This window comes from Halobacillus litoralis (assembly GCF_020524085.2).
Taxonomy (GTDB): domain Bacteria; phylum Bacillota; class Bacilli; order Bacillales; family Halobacillaceae; genus Halobacillus; species Halobacillus litoralis_E.
Genome location: NZ_CP129016.1, coordinates 2,205,274 through 2,224,566 on the forward strand (window position 1 = coordinate 2,205,274; position 19,293 = coordinate 2,224,566).

A 19,293-nucleotide genomic window follows, 5' to 3' on the forward strand; every position below is an offset into this window, starting at 1 on the left:
GAGGAGGGATGAATCTTGGAGGATCGCATGATATCTGGAGAACAACAGGATACCGATCAGGAGATTGAGCTTAGTTTACGACCAGAAACTCTGAAGCAGTATATTGGTCAGGATCAGGTGAAAAATAATCTAAGCATCTTCATTGAAGCAGCAAAAATGCGAAACGAGCCGCTTGATCATGCGCTGTTGTATGGACCACCTGGGTTAGGTAAAACCACACTTGCTTCGATCATTGCTAATGAGATGGGCGTTCAGTTTAGAACAACAGCTGGTCCAGCGATTGAGAGGGCTGGGGATTTGGCCGCGATATTATCATCTTTGGAACCAGGGGATGTCCTCTTCATCGATGAAATCCATCGCCTTCCACGTTCTGTAGAAGAAGTCCTCTATCCTGCAATGGAGGATTTCTGTCTTGATATCGTCGTAGGTACGGGGCCAAGTGCCCGTTCTGTAAGGCTCGATCTTCCCCCTTTCACATTGGTCGGTGCCACCACTCGAGCCGGGTTGCTTTCCGCACCTCTCAGAGATCGGTTCGGGGTGCACAGCCGTCTGGAATATTACGATACCAAAGCGCTTTGTTCCATCGTAGAACGGACAGCAGAAATATTTTCTGTTGAAATCGATGGTGCGGCAGCTGTTGAAGTCGCGCGTCGTTCCAGAGGAACCCCAAGGATTGCCAACCGCTTGTTAAAGCGTGTCCGCGATATTGCTCAAGTAAAAGGTGAGACAGTCATTAGCAAGGAAACGACAAAGGAAGCGTTGAACATGCTGCAAGTAGATGCAGAAGGTCTTGATTTTATCGATCACAAGTTGCTGAAAGGGATCATGGATAGCTTCCAGGGAGGGCCTGTAGGCTTGGATACGATTGCCGCAACGATTGGAGAGGAGCCTCAGACGATTGAAGATGTATATGAGCCCTTCTTGCTGCAAATCGGTTATATCCAACGGACACCAAGAGGCCGTGTGGTCACACCTAAAGCCTACGCTCATTTCAACAGGGAGGTGCCTGGCTCTTGACGGGCTTTGGTAAAATCTTTATTGTAATAGGGATTGTGTTCATATTGATCGGTATACTATGGAGTATATTTGGAAAATTACCAGGGGACCTTAGCTTTAAAAAAGGAAACGTTACGTTCTATTTTCCCATTATGACTTCCATTATTGTGAGCATTGTCCTTTCGTTAATTTTCTATTTCATAAGAAAATTTTGATACATTAAACATAAGAATAGGGGATTCACATGGATATCAAGCAATACGATTTTGATTTGCCGGAGGAGCTGATCGCTCAGGTTCCATTAGAAGATCGGACTGCTTCCCGGCTTATGGTTTGTGATCGTACAGAACAAACCATTGAACATCGGCATTTTTCTCAAATCACTGATTACTTAGAAAAAGGTGACTGCCTTGTATTGAATGACACGAAGGTGTTACCTGCTCGGCTATACGGTGCTAAAGAGGGGACCGGTGGAAAAGTAGAGGTCCTTCTTCTTCACCAGACTGAAGATGATGAGTGGGACGTGCTTGTCAAACCCGCGAAAAAGGTAAAAGTAGGCACCAAGATTGTCTTCGGAGAAGGGAAACTTGTAGCCGAGTGTACGGAATTGCAAGAGCATGGAGGACGCAAGGTCAAATTCAGCTACGAAGGCATTTTCCTTGAGGTATTGGAATCTCTAGGAGAGATGCCTTTACCTCCATATATCAAAGAGCAGTTGTCTGATAGAGATCGATATCAGACCGTCTATGCGAAAGAAGAAGGTTCAGCAGCTGCTCCTACAGCCGGACTGCACTTTACAAAAGAACTGTTAGAGGATTTGCAGGCAAAGGGGATCGAACTTGCGTATTTGACACTTCACGTAGGGCTCGGCACCTTCCGACCCGTCAGTGTAGATCAAGTGGAGGAACATGATATGCATGCCGAATTCTATCAGTTGAGTGGAGAAACAGCCAATCAGTTGAATACGGTCAAAGAAAAAGGCGGAAGAATTATATCTGTTGGTACAACCTCAACCAGAACGCTCGAGACGATCATCCGTGATCACGGAACATTCAAAGAGGCAAGCGGTTGGACGGATATCTTCATTTATCCTCCTCAAAAGCTGAAAGCCATCGATGGATTGATTACAAACTTCCATTTGCCGAAGTCCACATTAATTATGCTGGTCAGCGCCTTTGCCGGTCGCGACTTTATTTTAGAAGCCTATAAACAGGCAGTAGAAGAAAGGTATCGTTTCTTCAGTTTTGGAGATGCGATGTTCATAAAATGATCTTATGGATCAAGAGTGAGAAAGGGTAGAAATCATGGCAATCACATATGAATTGATTAAAACATGTAAGCAGACAGGCGCACGTTTAGGAAAGGTCCATACTCCACACGGATCTTTTGAAACACCAATGTTTATGCCTGTTGGTACACTAGCAACCGTTAAGACAATGAGTCCGGAAGAGTTGGAGCGCATGGGCGCACAAATCATCCTCTCGAATACGTATCACTTGTGGCTGCGCCCCGGGGAAGACATCGTTGAAGAGGCGGGTGGCCTTCACAAGTTCATGAATTGGAACGGTTCCATTCTAACGGACTCCGGCGGATTCCAAGTCTTCAGTTTGAGTGATCTTAGAAAAATTGAAGAAGAGGGTGTCCATTTCCGTAACCATATTAGTGGGGAAAAGCTCTTCTTATCTCCAGAAAAAGCGATGCACATTCAAAACGCCCTTGGACCGGATATTATGATGGCCTTTGATGAGTGTCCCCCATATCCTGCCGAGCATAAGTACATGAAAGATTCTGTAGAGCGTACGAGCCGCTGGGCTGAGCGCTGCTTGGAAGCACACAAACGTCCGCATGATCAAGGCTTATTCGGGATCATTCAGGGTGGAGAGTATGAAGATTTACGCCGTCAAAGTGCTCGTGACCTGACGTCTATGGACTTTCCGGGTTACGCCATCGGTGGTTTGTCTGTTGGTGAGCCGAAAGACGTTATGAACCGTGTTCTTGAATTCACCACTCCTCTGATGCCGGATCAAAAGCCCCGTTATCTGATGGGTGTCGGTTCTCCTGATTCACTTATCGATGGAAGCATCCGCGGAATCGATATGTTTGACTGTGTACTCCCAACACGAATTGCAAGGAATGGTACGCTGATGACTTCTGAGGGAAGACTTGTTGTGAGAAATGCGAAATACGCACGTGATTTCCGTCCCATTGATGAGAATTGTGATTGCCACACATGCCGGAATTACAGCCGGGCTTATATCCGCCACTTAGTCAAAGCTAATGAAACATTCGGTTTCAGACTTACGACTTATCATAATCTTTATTTTCTGTTAAACTTAATGAGGCAAGTGCGTGAAGCCATTAGAGAAGATCGACTCGGTGACTTTAGAGAAGAATTCTTTGAAATGTATGGTTTCAACAAACCAAACGCAAAGAACTTTTAGAAAGGGGGAAAATAAATGGATACATTAGTAGGTTTACTTCCTATAATCCTAATGTTTGTCATTTTCTATTTCCTATTGATTCGACCGCAGCAAAAGAAACAGAAGAAAGTACAACAAATGCAGTCGGACCTCCAAAAAGGCGATAGAGTTATAACAATCGGAGGACTTCACGGAACGATTCATGCGATTGATGAAGGTACGCTTGTGATTTCTGTACAAGATGGTACTCAACTTAAATTCGATCGTTCATCCGTACGTGAAAAATTGAGCTAATCAAATGCAATCCCGCTACATATTCTTGTAGCGGGATTTTACGTTTTATCACCTTTTTACGGTTTTCCTTGGCAGGTTGACCCCTATCATGCCTCCAAGCCAGGCAGCAAGAACCAGGCCTCCAAAATAACTCAACTGAGGCAGGGACACCCATGAGTTTTCAAAAATGACCTGAAATAGAACCATGGCACTGACGAAGATCAGCCCTGTCATCCCTCCAGAGAGCCATCCCTTCTGTTCTCCCTTATAAGCAGCCAGCATGCCACCTATGGCTAATATGCTAATACCGGCGACTAAAGCCAATTGATTGAGTGTCTCATATTCCATCCCAGTAAACCTTAGTAAAAGTGCTAACACTCCAGCAAATACAATCATCAAAATGAAAATAGAGCCGACTCCATACCCCAGGACCCCTGACAATAACTTTTTCATCCCATCCCCCCTTGATATGCTTGTCACTTTTATCTATATGCATGAAAACTCTATAGATAGAAGCAGATATTTTCTTCTGGACTTGAATAAGTATTAGTAAAGTCCGTCCAAAAAGGGGAAGATCTATGTCAACTGTACTCGCAATCCTTATCTTTGTAGCTAGCTATGTACTGATTATGACGGAGAAGTTAAACCGTGCACTGGTAGCTGTAGCAGGTGGCGTTCTTCTTTTAATGACAAAGATTTATGAGTGGGAACAAGCTTTTGGTTTTATAGACTGGAATACCGTTGCCCTCCTTTTTTCTATGATGGTTTTGGTTTCTATCACGAAAAAAACAGGGATTTTCACTTTTTTAGCTATTTGGTTAGCTCAGCTTGTAAAAGGAAGACCTGTTCCGCTTTTGCTAGTAACAGCTCTGTTTACAGCGGTAGGGTCTGCTTTTTTAGATAATGTTACGACGGTCCTCTTGTTTGTACCTGTATTATTAACCCTCGTAGATCGTTTGAAATTACCGGCGTTCCCTTATCTGATCATGACGATTTTCAGCTCTAATATTGGGGGTACGGCTACACTTATCGGTGATCCTCCGAACATTATGATCGGACAGGCGGTGGACCATTTTAGCTTTGTATCCTTTCTTTATCATCTAGGACCTGTGGTATTGATTATCTTTATCCTCGTAACGATTGGCGTCATCTTGTTATTCCGCAAAGGACTCACGTATGATCGGGCATTAGCTGAAGATTTAATGAAAGTAGAGGCGAAAGAACATTTGAAAATGTCTCCTTTGCTCTTTCAATCCGTTTCCGTAATGCTGCTGACTATCATCGGTTTTATGATGCATCCGTTTATCCATATGGATATTACGACTATTGCTGTCAGTGGAGCCCTCTTGTTATTGTTTTTGTCAGAGAAAGAGCTTGATGTGGAACATGTCTTTCAAGAAGTCGAATGGGTGACGTTATTCTTCTTCATGGGCTTGTTTATGCTTGTTGGGGGATTAGAGACGGTGGGCGTGATTGATGAGTTAGCTAGGGGAATGGTATGGATCTCTGGTGGAGATATGCCGGTCACTTCAATGGTGATGCTTTGGAGTGCAGGAATTCTTTCGGGTGTGGTCGACAATATTCCGTTCGTGGCCGCTATGATCCCTGTAGTGCAGGAGCTTCAGGGATATGGAATGATGAACGTCGATCCGGTCTGGTGGTCTTTAGCTTTAGGGGCATGTCTTGGAGGGAACGGCACCCTTGTCGGAGCATCTGCCAATGTGGTTGTTGCCGGTTTAGCAGCCAGCCAGAATAAACCGATCCCTTTTATTAAATTCTCACTCTACGGCCTTCCGGTTTTAATACTCTCCTTAATCGTTTCATCCATTTACGTTTGGTTCCGATATTTGCTGCCATTTCTTTAATAAAACAGGAAAAATAGGTGATGTTAACTAAAGGGAAACCTTTAGGAAAGGTTGTGCTCGGGTTGGTAGTCAGCATTATCATTCGCACACTTATCACCTATTTGATTATCCTTCTTGTTTTCCGCTTCATGGGAAAAAGGGAAATTGGTGAACTTAGTGTTATGGATCTGGTCGTATTTATTATGCTCGCTGAAATTGCCGTCTTCCTTATAGAAAATCCAGATGAGGCTATTTGGAAAGCCATTGTACCGATGGCCGTTCTCCTTGCCATCCAAATTGGTAGTGCATGGATTTCATTGAAAAACCAGCGGTTCAGAAATTGGTTCGATGGAAAGCCTTCCATTATTATTAAACATGGAAAAGTAGATGAGAAAGAGATGAAGCGGCAGCGTTATAATTTCAATGATTTATTGTTACAATTGCGAGAACACGGCATTCAACAAGTCGGTGACGTCGCTTATGCGATCCTGGAACCATCTGGGAAGCTCTCAGTATTCGAAAAGAAAGATGACGGCAGCTCTGATTATGCCGTTGTTTTAATTGCTGATGGTGAAGTGCAATATAGTGGTCTTCAAACAATCCGAAAAAATAAACAATGGCTCGTAAATGAAGTACGAAAGCAAGGGTTTCATTCTTTCAAGGAAATTTCATTATGTACGATTAACGATCAGGGAGAAGTCCAAATCGACCAAAACAACGAATTCCAATAATCCATCTCTTTCTTCGAGAAAGATATCTAAGTTATTCAACAAACTGGCAGGTTTCTTGAAGACTTGATTTCGAGGCTTTTGTTGAGTGGGTGGGGGCTGCGGGGAATCACTCGCTTTCCGCGGGAGCGCGATGAGCCTCCTCAGGCTGACGCCTTCCGGGGTCTCACCTAGCACTCTTTTCCCGCAGGAGTCTCGCCATTCCCCTACGCCCTTTTGCTATATCAGTGTCTCGAAACCACTTCTGGAAAAATCAGCTTGTATGATTGTGGGAAGTGGATAATATTAACTCTCCCAAGTGGACATTCAGAACGTAAAAGTTTAAAACAGAGGGCTTTATGCCTGCTTAGGAGTAAGAATGGGGGACACTTTCTCTCAGTGTAGGGGTTCGTTTCTTCCTTACATGGAATGGGGAGGTTGGGAAGCTGCGAGACTCCCGTGGGAGAAAGGAGATAGGTGAGATCCCGCAGGGCGTTAGCCCGAGGAAGCTCGCCACTCCCCCCACAGGAAAGCGAGTAGCTTCCCAGCCACCCCTGACGCTTAAGTCGGGCAACGAACCCCAAGAACATCTTGAAACTGAGTCTTCAAGAAAAGGGATCTTTAGTGAACGAAGTGAAATTAACAAAGAGGACAAAAAAATAACCGCTTCCAGGCGGTTATTTTTTGTGGAAGAGGCGGTTCCACCAGGGGATCATTTTCACTTCTTCCATTCGGATTAGACGAAAAACGAACAATAGTACAAGGTATAAAACAGTAAGTCCCATCCCCATCGTTAACAACTGCGAAAGAGGTTTACTCTCAAGAAGCCACCAGTGTTTCCATTGAAACCCTACGACCCCGATGATACCGATAACGAGGCCGAATCGAATGAACATCTGTAAAGGAAAGGAAATGACCTTATATTTCATAAGTACAGCTAAGTGCAGCAGTGTAACAACAACGACACCGACTACGATGGCAAGGGCAACTCCATGAATACCGAACTCAGGACGAGAGCTTAACCCGACAAGGACAATAAACTTGATTATGGCTCCAATTAATGTATTCCACATGGCAGGGCGGGCAAGGTCCAATGCTTGCAAGGTTGCTTGAAGAGGTGTCTGGATATAATGAAGTAGAAAGAATGGTGCCATAAACTGAAGCATGAAAGAAGCCTGGCTCGTACCATACACAGTCGTCAAGATGACTGCTGGAAAGATCATAAACACAATTGTGATCAGACCTCCGGATGCAATGGATAATCGGATCGACTGCATGATTCGGTAAGCAATCGTTTCGTTTTTTCCTTGGGCTGCAGCTTCACTAATTGACGGTACGAGTGAAATTGACAGAGCGTGAGTCAGAAAAGTTGGTAAAAACAGCAAGGGCAGCACATAGCCCGTGAGCTCACCATATTGTTTGGTAGATTCTATAGCGGTGATTCCAGCAATAGCCAAACTTTGTGCGACGAGGATCGGTTCAAAAAAATACGTTAAGGAACCAATAAAGCGGCTTCCTGTCGTTGGAAGAGCAATAGTCATCAGTTCATTAAGCGTCTTCTTGCCCTCATGGATATGCTTTTTCCACGATTTACGCAGCCGAAAACTTTTGTGGATATTGAATTGTCTCAACATGTACATCAGGGAAACGAATTCGCCTATGACTGCTGAAACCATAGCTCCAGCGGCTGCATATTGGACGCCGTACGGATAAAGCATTTTTGTGAGGACCACAACTGAACCGATCCGGACGATTTGTTCAATCACTTGAGAAATCGCCTGTGGTTTCATGTTTTGTCTTCCCTGAAAATATCCTCGAATGACAGATGATATGGCGATGATAGGGATGATGGGAGTGACGGCTAGCAAGGGATATAAAGCTCGTGAATCTGTAAGGAAATAATTGGCTACTACGGGGGCTAACAGGAAGAGTCCGATCGTAAACAAAATGCTCAAGGACCCCGTAATTGCAATAGATACCAATAGGATGCGTTTGATTTTACTTTCGTTCCGCGTCGCTTCTGCTTCTGATACTCTCTTTGAAATGGCCACAGGAAGACCGAACTGGGTGATGGTAATAGCTAAAATCAAAGTAGGTAGAGCCATCATGTAGAGCCCCACACCTTCAGGTCCCATTACGCGGGCAACGACGATCCTGTTAATGAAACCGAGTAAACGGGTGATCAGTCCAGCAGCAACCAGAATCAGTGCACCATGTAAAAAAGATTGTTTTGACATATGATTGATCCGCCTTCTCAAAGAAATGAAATTCCGCTACAATGAAGTATATGCGTAAGGATGGACAAGGCATGACACCCGTTTACGAAAACCTTAGAGTGAGGAGTAACCTAATGGATCAGAAAAAAGTGGTCACAAGCTGGAGAAATGAATTGAAAATAGTTTTGCAAAGCAAGGTAGAAGAGTTTCACTTATTAGGTTATAAACGTGCGACCGAAGAAGATGTGTGGGATTGTTTGATAAAAAAAGTTTGGAATGGTGAACCTGAAAAGAGGCTGCACCAAATAGTCCAGGATATCTTGCATTTGCAGACCCATACATACACGAGTTATCTGACAACAGAGGCTTATCAGAATGACGATCTGCTCGCCTCCATTGAAGCATTGAAGGGGCCTTCGGAATATGAATGAGGCGTGATTTCTTTATGGTGATCAGCCTAAACTTTTTCCTATTGTTGCGAAAGTTTGAAAAAGTAGTAGAATAGGTACGGGGATTATCAAATATTGTCTATTAAGCATTTATACATATAGTCGATGGATCATCGCATGTGTTCGTACATAAAGGAGGAACAGGACAGTATGGTGAAACGAGGGCGGATCGTAGCCTTTTTTATCGTGGTTTTATTACTGGCGGCTACGATTGGGACGACCATAACAGGTGTTACAAAAGATATTAAGTTAGGATTAGATTTGCAGGGTGGTTTTGAAATCTTATACGATGTCGAGCCGTTAGATGAGGACCAGGAAGTCAATGATCAGGTTCTTGAGGCTACGGCACGTTCATTGACGGAACGTGTGGATACCCTTGGTATAAGTGAAACGAACATCACTATTGAAGATGGGGGAAGAATCCGAGTACAGCTTGCTGGTGTGGAAGATCAGCAGACAGCAAGAGAACTGCTCTCGACAACCGCTGAACTTTCTTTCCGCGGCACGGATGGGAAGTTGTATATGGATGGTTCAGATCTTGTTGAGGGAAGTGCTCAGCAGTCCTATCATCCAGATACGAATGAACCCATCGTAACGCTGAAGGTTAAAAGTGCTTCAAAATTCTATGATGTTTCAGAGGAAATTTACAACACTCCGAACGATCCAAATACACCATATCCGGACAATCTTTTAGTGATATGGTTGGATTATACTGAAGAGACTTCCTTCGCTGAAGAGTGGGGGAAAGAAGATCCTGCTTATATTTCTGCACCAGGATTTTCAGACGGTCCCGTTCGTAGTAATTCTGTAATGATCAGTGGAGATTTCACGCAGGAATCGGCTAAACAATTGGCAGATATTCTGAATGCTGGATCACTACCAGTAAATCTTGAAGAAACCTATTCAACATCTGTTGGAGCTCAATTCGGGGAGCAAGCCATGAATAAAACAATCCTGGCAGGCTTTATCGGAATTGCAGCGATCTTTTTGTTCATGATTGCTTATTACCGTTTTCATGGGGTCATTGCAACACTTACTTTAAGTGTGTACATCTATTTGATTCTCGTGGTCTTCGAGTTGATGAATGGTGTCTTGACATTGCCTGGAATTGCAGCCTTGATTCTTGGGGTCGGTATGGCAGTAGACGCCAATATTATTACGTATGAACGGATTAAGGAAGAATTGAAATCAGGTAAATCTCTTCTATCAGCATATAAGGCAGGAAACAAACGTTCCTTAGCTACTATTCTTGATGCGAACATTACCACGTTGATTGCAGCGACTGTTCTATTCATTTTCGGAACTAGTTCTGTCAAAGGTTTTGCGACGATGTTGATCGTAAGTATTCTCGTCAGTTTCATAACAGCTGTATATGGTACTCGTTTATTCATGAGTTTATGGGTGAAGAGCCGCTTCTTGAATAAGCGACCGAAGTGGTTTGGAGTGAAACCAGAGGATATCCATGATATTGCTGAAGGAGAAGAAGTAGAAGCGACCTTCATGAAGCGGAAATTCGATTTCGTAGGGCTGAGAAAACGCTTCTTCACGATTTCTATCGTCCTCGTCCTGGCGGGAATCCTGACCCTTGCTTTCTTCCGATTGAATCTAGGAATTGATTTTACAAGTGGCTCTAGAGTGTCGATTTTGTCTGATGGTAACATCACTTCAGAACAAGTGGAACAAACCATGCAAGAAGAATTTGATGTCAGTCCGAAACAGGTCATTATATCCGGGGACAACAGTGAAATTGCAGTTGCTCGGTTCGATGATGAGTTGAGCAAAGGCAAAATTGGCGAAATTCAAAGCTACTATGAAGAAGAGTTCGGTAATACTCCGAACGTCAGCACGGTATCACCGATTGTTGGTCAAGAGCTTGCTAAAAACGCAGCCCTGGCTGTGTTATATGCATCGATCGGAATCATCATCTACGTGACGATCCGATTTGAGATCTTCTTTGCTCTAACTGCCATTATCGCCTTGCTGCATGATGCCTTCTTCATCGTTGCGTTCTTCAGTCTTACAAGATTGGAATTCGATATTACCATCATTGCAGCCATTCTTACCATTGTCGGTTATTCGGTGAACGATACGATTGTCACGTTCGACCGGATCCGGGAAAACTTGAGGATGAAGAAAAAAGTCAAATCCTTTAAAGAGCTTGCTAAAGTCGTCAATGACAGTTTGATGCAGACGCTTGCCCGTAGTTTCAACACGGTCCTTACCGTCATTTTCGCGGCTGTAATGTTGTTATTCTTCGGTGCCTCATCCATTACGAACTTCTCGTTCGCTCTAGTCATCGGACTATTGGCAGGAACGTATTCGTCTCTGTTTATTGCGTCTCAGCTATGGCTCATATGGCGTGGTCGCAATATTAAAGATAACCCGATCAATTATGTGAAAAAGAAAAAAACAGACGGCCCTCAAGTGTAAGACTAGAGGTTCCACATAAAAAAGACCATCCTCGGTGAGGATGGTCTTTTTTGGTTATTACAGCCTCGTTAAGGGTATATGAATAATATAAAGTGAACCTTTATCTATGAAGGAGCGTGTAAGTTATGAAAGGACAAAGCTATCTCATTTTGGCTTTCATTTTTGCATTAGTAATTGCTATTTTTGCCGTCATTAATGTAGATCCTGTTCAGGTCAATTACTTGTTTGGGTCAGGTGAAGCACCACTGATTCTTGTTATTCTAATATCTGTTTTATTAGGTGGGTTAGCCACAGCATCTGTCGGGGCATTACGTTATTACAAATTAAAGAGAGAAAACAGCAGATTGAAATCAGAAGCTGCTTCCTCCCCTGACCGTTTTACAGAAGAAAATGTGAACGTTTCAGGTGAAAAGGAAGCGGCTCCTGAAGAGGAAAGTTCTTCTTCGAAAGTCACATAATTGCGTTTGCTACCCCTGGTTCCCTCTTGTATAATAGATGGGTCAGGGGTGAACTTATGATACAAAGCAAGATGAAATGGAAATTTACATATAGAAATCCGGAAGAAAGTTCTGCAGATCTTCCAGGCGTTACTCCGCTTACTCAGCAGCTTTTAGAAAAAAGAGGGGTGCTTAGTGCGGAAGCGGCGGATCGGTTTTTAAAGCCTTCAATTGATCAGCTTCACGATCCTATGCTCATGGAGGGGATGGATCGTGCCGTGGCTCGTGTGAAAGAAGCCATCGCTTCTGATCAGTCTATTCTTGTTTTTGGTGACTACGATGCAGACGGTGTGACCTCTACATCTGTCATGGTGGAAGCACTCAGAAAAGCGGGAGCGGACTGTGACTTCTATATTCCCAACCGTTTTACAGAAGGGTATGGTCCAAATAAAGAAGCTTTTCAATTTGCCTATGATTCCGGTTATGCTCTGATCATAACTGTGGATACAGGTATCGCTGCTATGGAAGAGGCAACATTCGCGAAAGATTTGGGTATCGATTTGATTATCACCGATCACCACGAAGTACAGGAGGTCCTTCCTGATGCTTATGCCATTATCCACCCGAAGACTTCAGCGGATTATCCATTCCAGTAATTAGCGGGTGTCGGTGTTGCTTTTAAATTCGCCCATGCTTTATTAGGCCGGTTTCCAAAAGAGTTTCTTGACCTTGTTGTGATCGGTACGATTGCCGACCTTGTCCCACTAAAAGGGGAAAACAGGGTGCTTGCTTCCATTGGTCTACAGGCAATCTCCCACTCCTCCCGTCCTGCAATCCAGGCTTTGAGGAAAGTGTGCAGCATTGAGGGGGATATGAATGAAGAGACGATCGGTTTTACAATCGGCCCCCGGCTCAATGCGGTAGGGCGACTGCAAGATGCAACTCCTGCGGTTGATTTATTGCTTTCGGAGCATTCAGAAGAAGCGGAACAAATTGCAACTTTCATTAACCAGTTGAACCAGGAAAGGCAGAAAATTGTCGCTGCTATCGCAAAGGAAGCCGAAGAAATGGTTTCTGTAGAAAATGGGGAAGCTGAGAATGTCATTGTGGTTGCTAAAGAGGGGTGGAACCCAGGCGTTCTTGGAATCGTCGCCTCTAAACTCGTCCGCCAATTTGACCGCCCGGCGATTGTCCTGGCCATTGATGAAGAAAAAGGGGAAGCCAAAGGTTCAGCACGAAGTATTGATGCTTTCGATTTATTCTCAAACTGTATGGAAATTCGCCATCGCTTTATACACTTCGGAGGGCATGCTCAAGCTGCAGGTATGACACTTGCCCTTGATCAAATCGATGATTTGCGAAGCGATTTAATTTCCTTAGCTGAGGAAAAACTATCGGATGACGATTATCAACAAGTCCTTGATATTGAAACAACGGTTGAGTTGGAAGACATATCGCTGAAACAAATTGAGGAAGTCGACCAGCTCCGTCCATTTGGAATGGGCAACCCGAAACCTTTGTTTCATCTTAAGCATACCCCGAAAGAAGTACGATTGATCGGCAGTAAAAAAAATCATCTGAAATTCCAATTCCAAAGCCAGCAGTCTCGCTTGGATGGTATAGCATTCGGAATGGGAGATCTTTATCAGCAAATATCCCCTCAAGCAGCGTTGGATGTTGTAGGAGAACTTGGAATCAATGAATGGAACGGCAGGAAAAACTTACAAGTGATGATCAAGGATCTCCGTGTGAGCGAATGGCAGCTTTTTGATCACAGAGGATCGAAGCATATAGAGAAGAATTTGATTATTCCACCAGATCAAAAGTATGCAGCTGTCAGCTTCCAAGGGGAAGAACAAGCTCCATGCGACGTTCCTGTCATTCAGGCAGAGACAGTAGAACATGGTGATTCCTATGATGGCCTTCTGATTATCGATCTTCCTAAAAGGATGTCGGATTTGACTGAACTTTTATCTAAACTGGAAACTCGTAAAGTTTTTGCCTGCTATCACATACAGGAGAGTACTTTTCTAAAAACATGGCCTTCAAGGGACCACTTCAAATGGTTTTATGGTATGCTATTGAAGCGTGGTCGGTTCAACCTTCATGAAGAAGCAGATTTACTTGCCAATCGTAAGGGATGGGACAAGTCCATGGTGGAATTTATTTCTGAGGTGTTTTTTGAACTCGACTTTGTTAAAATAAAAGACGGGATTATTACAGCAGAATCCGAACCTTCTCAAAAAGATTTACGCGAATCTTCGCTTTATCGTCAACGGGAAGAACAGCTTCAAATCGAACGTACCTTGTATTATTCCACATATAAAGAATTGAAGAGTTGGTTTGACCAATATATGAACCAGCGTTTTAAGCAAGTCAAGGAGGAAGTAACGAATGGATTATAAAGAGCATATTGCGATCGTTGAAGATTGGCCGAAAGAAGGTGTCCAATTTAAGGACATCACTCCATTGATGGACAATGGCCCGGCATTTAAAGCAGCGGTTGATGAAATTGTAGAATACGCAAAAGACAAAGAAATCGATATTGTAGTAGGACCGGAAGCACGTGGATTCATCGTCGGATGCCCTGTCTCTTACGCGTTGGAAATCGGGTTTGCACCTGTGCGTAAAGAAGGAAAGCTTCCACGTGAAACAATTAAAGTGGATTATGGCCTGGAATACGGAAAAGACGTATTGACGATTCATAAAGACGCAATTAAGCCAGGTCAACGAGTACTGATTGTCGACGACCTTCTTGCGACTGGTGGTACAATTGAAGCGACCATCGACCTTGTCGAGCAGTTGGGCGGGGAAGTAGCTGGGTGTGCGTTTTTGATCGAACTCACATACTTAGACGGCCGTAGCAAATTGGACGGACATGACGTCCTTACTTTAATGCAATATTAATGGAAAGAGTGCCCTTATTAGGGGCGCTCTTTGTTTTACAATTGATCATCGGGCTTTTCCCTTTACAAGAAGAGTCCTTTTTTTGATAATGTTAATCAAATATATTTTGAAAGTTCTAAAGAAACTAGGGTGATTGAATGGCGAAAGATACAGTTCTAACTGCGGAAGAAGTCATAGAACAAGCGAGTCAGTATTTGAACGAGTCAGATCTGGCGTTTATTCGTCGTGCTTATGAATTTGCTGAAAAGGCCCATAGCAACCAGTTCCGGAAGTCGGGAGAACCTTACATCATCCATCCCATTCAAGTAGCAGGTATTCTTGTGAATTTAGAGATGGATCCTGAAACAATCGCAGGCGGTTTTCTTCATGATGTCGTAGAGGATACGGATGTCTCTCTGAAAGAAATTGAAGAAGCCTTCAATGAAGAAGTTTCTATGCTGGTTGATGGGGTTACGAAACTGGGTAAAATTAAATATAAATCCAAAGAAGCTCAGCAAGCGGAAAACCATCGAAAAATGTTTGTCGCTATGGCAAAAGATATGCGCGTCATTTTAATTAAGCTTGCCGACAGACTTCACAATATGCGTACATTGAAACACCTTCCAGCTGAAAAACAACGCCGGATTTCAAATGAAACGCTGGAGATTTTTGCCCCTTTGGCTCATAGACTTGGTATTTCCACCATCAAATGGGAGCTGGAAGATACAGCTCTTCGATACTTGAATCCTCAGCAATATTATAGGATCGTTCATTTGATGAAGCAGAAGAGGAATGAACGGGAGCATTATATCGAGGAAGTCATTGATGAAATCCGAGCTCAATTGCAGGAAGTTAACATTGATGCGGATTTATTTGGAAGACCAAAGCACCTTTACAGTATCTACAGGAAGATGGTTCTTCAGAATAAACAGTTCAACGAAATTTATGACTTGTTAGCCGTTAGAATTACAGTCAACAGTATCAAAGATTGTTATGCCGTACTCGGCATCATACACACATGTTGGAAACCAATGCCGGGCCGCTTTAAAGATTATATAGCTATGCCGAAACCTAATCTATATCAATCTCTGCATACGACAGTGATCGGACCAAAAGGAGATCCTCTTGAAGTCCAGATCCGTACACACGAAATGCATGAAATTGCGGAGTATGGAATCGCTGCTCACTGGGCTTATAAAGAAGGGAAGCAAACATCTTCAGAACAATCGTTTGAAGAGAAGCTTACATGGTTCCGTGAGATTCTAGAATGGCAAAGTGAAACACATGATGCTGAAGAGTTCATGGAATCTCTTAAAGTGGATTTGTTTTCTGACATGGTTTACGTCTTCACACCAAAAGGAGACGTTATAGAGCTTCCATCTGGTTCAGTACCTGTGGATTTCGCCTATCGCATTCATACGGAAGTTGGAAATCAAACGATTGGTGCAAAAGTGAATGGCAAGATGGAACCCCTGGATTACGAGTTGAAAACCGGGGACATCGTCGACATCATGACTTCTAAGCATGCGTATGGACCTTCCAAGGATTGGATAAAGCTTGCTCAAACATCACAGGCAAAAAATAAGATCAAGCAATTCTTCAAGAAACAGCAAAAAGACGAGAACATTTCCAAAGGGAAAGAGCTTGTCGAGCGTGAAATTCGCAATTTCGGTATTCAACCTAAAGATGTGTACACAACAGATAATTTGAATCGTGTGTCTGAAAAGTTCAATTTCACAAATGAGGAAGATATGTTTGCCGCTGTTGGATACCAGGGGATTACCGCCGCTCAAATTGCTACTCGGTTAACAGAGAAAATCAGGAAACAGAAGCAGCAGGAGCAAGACCTGGAGCAGACACTTGCTGATGTGAATACAACAGAAATCAAAACACCTGCAAAAACAGGGAAGAAGGATTCCGGAGTACGAGTGGAAGGCGTAGACAATCTTCTTGTACGTCTATCCAAATGCTGTAATCCAGTACCTGGTGATGAGATCGTCGGTTATATTACAAAAGGGCGAGGAGTATCTGTCCACAGAAGCGACTGCCCTAATGTCCATACAGAAGAAGCGCAAACACGTCTATTGCCTGTTAAATGGGAGACTTCAGTTACAGATTCCAAGCAGTATCATGTGGATCTTGAGATTTGGGGATATGATCGACGTGGTTTGCTTAACGAAGTGCTTCAAGCTGTCAATGAAACGAAAACGAATATCACAGCGGTCTCAGGGAAGTCAGATCGTAATAAGATGGCAACCATTCATATAACCATCTTAATACAGAATACGAGCCATTTACGGAAGATTGTTGAGCGAATCAAACAGATTCAGGAAGTGTACACGGTTCGTCGTGTCATGCAATAGAAGTAAAAGGGGAATCTACGATGAAAGCAGTGGTTCAAAGGGCTGTAAACGCCTCAGTCACCGTTGAGGATAAAGCCGTAGGTACCATAGATCGGGGCCTGGTTGTTTTATTAGGTGTAACTCATGAGGATACAGAAGAAGATGCACGGTATTTAGCAAAAAAGATTCCATATTTGCGGATTTTTGAAGATAAAGATGGAAAAATGAATCATTCACTGGTTGATTTAGGCGGACAACTGCTGTCTATTTCTCAATTCACTTTATACGGCGACTGTCGGAAAGGTCGCCGTCCCAACTTCATGCAAGCAGCGAAACCTGACCAAGCTGAAGAGTTGTATGAATCCTTTAATCAGATGGTGGGGCATGAAGGTGTTAAAGTGGAAACAGGACAATTTGGTGCAATGATGGACGTTCAATTGACCAATTCAGGACCAGTGACATTAATCATCGACAGTAAGGAACGATAAGAAAAGCTGTACTCATTCGAGTACAGCTTTTTTGTAGGTATTGTTGAAATTTTAAATGTTCATATTGCTAGTTGAAGTAATTGATCAAACCTTCGGTGATTCCTTGACTGGCTTTCATTTGGTAAGATCGCGTTTTTACTGTTTGTTCTTCTCGTGCATCAGATAAGAAGCCAAGTTCTAATAGAACAGACGGCTTATTGTTCTCTCTGATAACATGGAAATTGCCTTTTTTCGTACCTCGATCTCTAAGCCTTGTCTGTGAAACTAGGGATGTCTGCAAGGCATCCGCAAGTGCTTTGTCATTAGGAGAGTAATAGTAACTATTAAGTCCTCTGGCAATGATATTCAATGGTGCTGCATTGTAATGCAGACTAATGAAAGCATCAGCATTGGAACGGTTCGACTGGAATGAACGGATGGAAAGAGAAATGTATTGATCATTCGTCCTGGTCATCAGTACTTTGGCTCCTTTGCTTTCCAACTGGCTTTTAAGAAGAAAAGCAGTATCCAGAGTTAATGTCTTTTCGAAGCTTCCACTTCTTCCAACTGCTCCGGGGTCGCGTCCACCGTGTCCAGCATCAATCATGATGGTTTTCCCTTTAAGGGAGTTTGAAGTTGCCGGGGCTGTGGAGGCACTTTCTTGATTAACCTCTTCTACAATCCATCCAGCCACATAAGCTGTTTTACTGTTATATGAAATCTTGTACCATTGCCCTTCTTTACTTAAGACTTCAAATCGATCGCCTTTGTGCCCGCGACCGACAATTTTGTAATTAGTAGATGGGCCTGATCTTAAGTTCGTGCCGTTATAGTTTAGGGATACATAGGTGTTTTTCGAAGCAGGGGTGTTCGTTTGATCGTTGTCTGTTTCATTTACAAGCCAACCGGCTACCCAACCTGTATTTCCGCTGCTGTATTTAATTTGATACCAGCGGTCTTTCTTCGCTATGTATTCATAGGTTTCACCTTTACGTATAATTGTAAGGATTCGCCCTCTTGTAGAGTTTTCACTTCTGACATTAAGAACGGCTGTTCCAACTTTCACTTTTCCTTTGACGGTTGATGACGGCCCTTCATCTGCTTCCTTTTCTTTTGGAGGTTCATGAGTTTCACTATTTTGTTTCGTCAGATAGTCCCCATGTACCCAGCCTTTCGTACTTCCTTTTTGTACATAAACCCATTTCCCGTCTTTTTTCTTTGGCTCTACTACATCGCCTTTCATCAAATAGCCTTCAATTTTCCCATCTAAATTCGGAGCCGATCGAATCCTTAGGTAGTCATACTTGGAATAATGGCGCTCGGCTGTGACTTGATCCGCTTTTACTTTTGTCAGCCATTTGGCGACCCATCCGTCCTTGCCGCTTCGCTGAATTTTTAACCAATCGTCTTTCTTATCTAAAATCATGTACGTTTCCCTTGTATGAACTTTGCCAATACGGTCGTAATTCGTTCCGGGTCCGGTCCTTACGTTCAAGTGATCGACCTGGATGACCGCTTTGTCTGCATACACGGATGGAGTCTCATAAAAGCTAAGAACTCCTAAAATAAAAATGAAGAAAATAATTCCTTTTTTCAAAAAATATCCCACCTCCTCTATAGTCTCCTTTCACTATTCGACAAATGCGACCAATATCCTGCTCCATAGGAAAAAGATTGATCTCATTAATTTGTGGTCATAAACTTGACATAAGGTTAAGGAAGATTATATGATTATAATCAATTCTAAAATGATTCGAACAAAACCATTGAGGAAAAAAGTAGTCAGTTTCCATGCGGACAGAGAACGAATGCCTTAGGCTGAAAGC

At 43.2% G+C, this 19,293-nt stretch carries 18 protein-coding genes and 1 other annotated feature (1 of these 19 only partly in view); of the genes, 15 read left to right on the forward strand and 3 right to left on the reverse strand.

What is annotated here, in order from left to right; genetic code table 11:
* Positions 1 to 15: 15 nt before the first annotated feature.
* From ruvB to yajC, 5 genes are read left to right on the forward strand one after another with little or no spacing between them, the layout of a single operon-like run.
* A complete protein-coding gene (gene ruvB, locus LC065_RS11090) occupies positions 16 to 1,017 on the forward strand; it encodes a Holliday junction branch migration DNA helicase RuvB (RefSeq protein WP_226591191.1) in 1,002 nt (333 codons plus the stop codon).
* The gene (locus LC065_RS11095; protein ID WP_089652644.1) at positions 1,014 to 1,211 is read left to right on the forward strand and encodes a DUF2905 domain-containing protein; all 198 of its coding nucleotides are present in this window, start codon (positions 1,014 to 1,016) and stop codon (positions 1,209 to 1,211) included. Before ruvB ends, LC065_RS11095 begins: the two co-directional genes overlap by 4 nt.
* 29 nt (positions 1,212 to 1,240) lie before the next feature.
* The gene (gene queA / locus LC065_RS11100; RefSeq protein ID WP_226591189.1) at positions 1,241 to 2,266 is read left to right on the forward strand and encodes a tRNA preQ1(34) S-adenosylmethionine ribosyltransferase-isomerase QueA; all 1,026 of its coding nucleotides are present in this window, start codon (positions 1,241 to 1,243) and stop codon (positions 2,264 to 2,266) included.
* Between the two features lie 31 nt (positions 2,267 to 2,297).
* A complete protein-coding gene (gene tgt, locus LC065_RS11105; RefSeq protein ID WP_226591679.1) occupies positions 2,298 to 3,437 on the forward strand; it encodes a tRNA guanosine(34) transglycosylase Tgt in 1,140 nt (379 codons plus the stop codon).
* 15 nt (positions 3,438 to 3,452) lie between these two features.
* Positions 3,453 to 3,710, forward strand: a complete 258-nt coding sequence (yajC, locus tag LC065_RS11110) for a preprotein translocase subunit YajC (RefSeq protein ID WP_226591186.1) — start codon at positions 3,453 to 3,455, stop codon at positions 3,708 to 3,710.
* Positions 3,711 to 3,758: 48 nt separating this feature from the next.
* On the opposite strand, the gene LC065_RS11115 is transcribed toward yajC, so the two are convergent.
* On the reverse strand, positions 3,759 to 4,142 hold the full coding sequence (locus tag LC065_RS11115) for a TIGR04086 family membrane protein (RefSeq protein WP_226591184.1): 384 nt from the start codon (positions 4,140 to 4,142) through the stop codon (positions 3,759 to 3,761).
* 125 nt (positions 4,143 to 4,267) lie between these two features.
* Between LC065_RS11115 and LC065_RS11120 the strand changes: the two genes are divergently transcribed.
* Positions 4,268 to 5,554: an ArsB/NhaD family transporter gene (locus tag LC065_RS11120; protein WP_226591181.1), complete on the forward strand. Its 1,287-nt coding sequence runs from the start codon at positions 4,268 to 4,270 to the stop codon at positions 5,552 to 5,554.
* A gap of 20 nt (positions 5,555 to 5,574) precedes the next feature.
* Positions 5,575 to 6,264, forward strand: a complete 690-nt coding sequence (locus tag LC065_RS11125) for a DUF421 domain-containing protein (protein ID WP_226591179.1) — start codon at positions 5,575 to 5,577, stop codon at positions 6,262 to 6,264.
* Positions 6,265 to 6,917: 653 nt separating this feature from the next.
* Here LC065_RS11125 and spoVB read toward each other — a convergent pair.
* Complete coding sequence (gene spoVB / locus LC065_RS11130; RefSeq protein ID WP_306163413.1) at positions 6,918 to 8,477, reverse strand: stage V sporulation protein B; 1,560 nt, start codon at positions 8,475 to 8,477, stop codon at positions 6,918 to 6,920.
* Positions 8,478 to 8,590: 113 nt separating this feature from the next.
* Between spoVB and LC065_RS11135 the strand changes: the two genes are divergently transcribed.
* From LC065_RS11135 to dtd, 8 genes are all read left to right on the forward strand, one after another.
* Positions 8,591 to 8,887 (forward strand): post-transcriptional regulator, encoded by a 297-nt coding sequence (locus LC065_RS11135; RefSeq protein WP_226591172.1) that lies wholly within the window; start codon positions 8,591 to 8,593, stop codon positions 8,885 to 8,887.
* A 168-nt stretch (positions 8,888 to 9,055) separates the two neighbouring features.
* Positions 9,056 to 11,335: a protein translocase subunit SecDF gene (gene secDF / locus LC065_RS11140; RefSeq protein WP_306163414.1), complete on the forward strand. Its 2,280-nt coding sequence runs from the start codon at positions 9,056 to 9,058 to the stop codon at positions 11,333 to 11,335.
* A 125-nt stretch (positions 11,336 to 11,460) separates the two neighbouring features.
* Positions 11,461 to 11,793 carry a LapA family protein gene (locus tag LC065_RS11145; RefSeq protein WP_226591167.1) on the forward strand — a complete coding sequence of 111 codons (333 nt, stop codon included), beginning with the start codon at positions 11,461 to 11,463 and terminating at the stop codon, positions 11,791 to 11,793.
* A 56-nt stretch (positions 11,794 to 11,849) separates the two neighbouring features.
* Positions 11,850 to 12,428 (forward strand): DHH family phosphoesterase, encoded by a 579-nt coding sequence (locus LC065_RS20510; RefSeq protein WP_371933326.1) that lies wholly within the window; start codon positions 11,850 to 11,852, stop codon positions 12,426 to 12,428.
* A 78-nt stretch (positions 12,429 to 12,506) separates the two neighbouring features.
* On the forward strand, positions 12,507 to 14,177 hold the full coding sequence (locus LC065_RS11150; RefSeq protein WP_371933327.1) for a single-stranded-DNA-specific exonuclease C-terminal domain-containing protein: 1,671 nt from the start codon (positions 12,507 to 12,509) through the stop codon (positions 14,175 to 14,177).
* Positions 14,167 to 14,679, forward strand: coding sequence for an adenine phosphoribosyltransferase (locus tag LC065_RS11155; RefSeq protein WP_146812750.1), 513 nt, complete (start codon positions 14,167 to 14,169; stop codon positions 14,677 to 14,679). Before LC065_RS11150 ends, LC065_RS11155 begins: the two co-directional genes overlap by 11 nt.
* Before the next feature lie 137 nt (positions 14,680 to 14,816).
* Complete coding sequence (locus LC065_RS11160) at positions 14,817 to 17,021, forward strand: RelA/SpoT family protein (protein ID WP_226591160.1); 2,205 nt, start codon at positions 14,817 to 14,819, stop codon at positions 17,019 to 17,021.
* Positions 17,022 to 17,041: 20 nt separating this feature from the next.
* Positions 17,042 to 17,488, forward strand: coding sequence for a D-aminoacyl-tRNA deacylase (gene dtd, locus LC065_RS11165; RefSeq protein WP_226591158.1), 447 nt, complete (start codon positions 17,042 to 17,044; stop codon positions 17,486 to 17,488).
* A gap of 67 nt (positions 17,489 to 17,555) precedes the next feature.
* Here the strand turns inward: dtd and LC065_RS11170 are convergent, their stop codons facing one another.
* Positions 17,556 to 19,064: an N-acetylmuramoyl-L-alanine amidase family protein gene (locus LC065_RS11170; RefSeq protein WP_226591155.1), complete on the reverse strand. Its 1,509-nt coding sequence runs from the start codon at positions 19,062 to 19,064 to the stop codon at positions 17,556 to 17,558.
* Between the two features lie 160 nt (positions 19,065 to 19,224).
* Positions 19,225 to 19,293: a binding site (T-box leader), on the forward strand; it runs 148 nt beyond the window's last position.

What these genes read in the sequence shown, in the direction of transcription:
- queA (WP_226591189.1), top strand. Translation starts at nt 1,241, where the DNA reads ATGGATATCAAGCAATACGATTTTGATTTGCCGGAGGAGCTGATCGCT.
- yajC (WP_226591186.1), top strand. Translation starts at nt 3,453, where the DNA reads ATGGATACATTAGTAGGTTTACTTCCTATAATCCTAATGTTTGTCATT.
- LC065_RS11115 (WP_226591184.1), bottom strand. Translation starts at nt 4,142, where the DNA reads ATGAAAAAGTTATTGTCAGGGGTCCTGGGGTATGGAGTCGGCTCTATT.
- LC065_RS11120 (WP_226591181.1), top strand. Translation starts at nt 4,268, where the DNA reads ATGTCAACTGTACTCGCAATCCTTATCTTTGTAGCTAGCTATGTACTG.
- LC065_RS11125 (WP_226591179.1), top strand. Translation starts at nt 5,575, where the DNA reads ATGTTAACTAAAGGGAAACCTTTAGGAAAGGTTGTGCTCGGGTTGGTA.
- spoVB (WP_306163413.1), bottom strand. Translation starts at nt 8,477, where the DNA reads ATGTCAAAACAATCTTTTTTACATGGTGCACTGATTCTGGTTGCTGCT.
- LC065_RS11135 (WP_226591172.1), top strand. Translation starts at nt 8,591, where the DNA reads ATGGATCAGAAAAAAGTGGTCACAAGCTGGAGAAATGAATTGAAAATA.
- secDF (WP_306163414.1), top strand. Translation starts at nt 9,056, where the DNA reads ATGGTGAAACGAGGGCGGATCGTAGCCTTTTTTATCGTGGTTTTATTA.
- LC065_RS11145 (WP_226591167.1), top strand. Translation starts at nt 11,461, where the DNA reads ATGAAAGGACAAAGCTATCTCATTTTGGCTTTCATTTTTGCATTAGTA.
- LC065_RS20510 (WP_371933326.1), top strand. Translation starts at nt 11,850, where the DNA reads ATGATACAAAGCAAGATGAAATGGAAATTTACATATAGAAATCCGGAA.
- LC065_RS11155 (WP_146812750.1), top strand. Translation starts at nt 14,167, where the DNA reads ATGGATTATAAAGAGCATATTGCGATCGTTGAAGATTGGCCGAAAGAA.
- LC065_RS11160 (WP_226591160.1), top strand. Translation starts at nt 14,817, where the DNA reads ATGGCGAAAGATACAGTTCTAACTGCGGAAGAAGTCATAGAACAAGCG.
- dtd (WP_226591158.1), top strand. Translation starts at nt 17,042, where the DNA reads ATGAAAGCAGTGGTTCAAAGGGCTGTAAACGCCTCAGTCACCGTTGAG.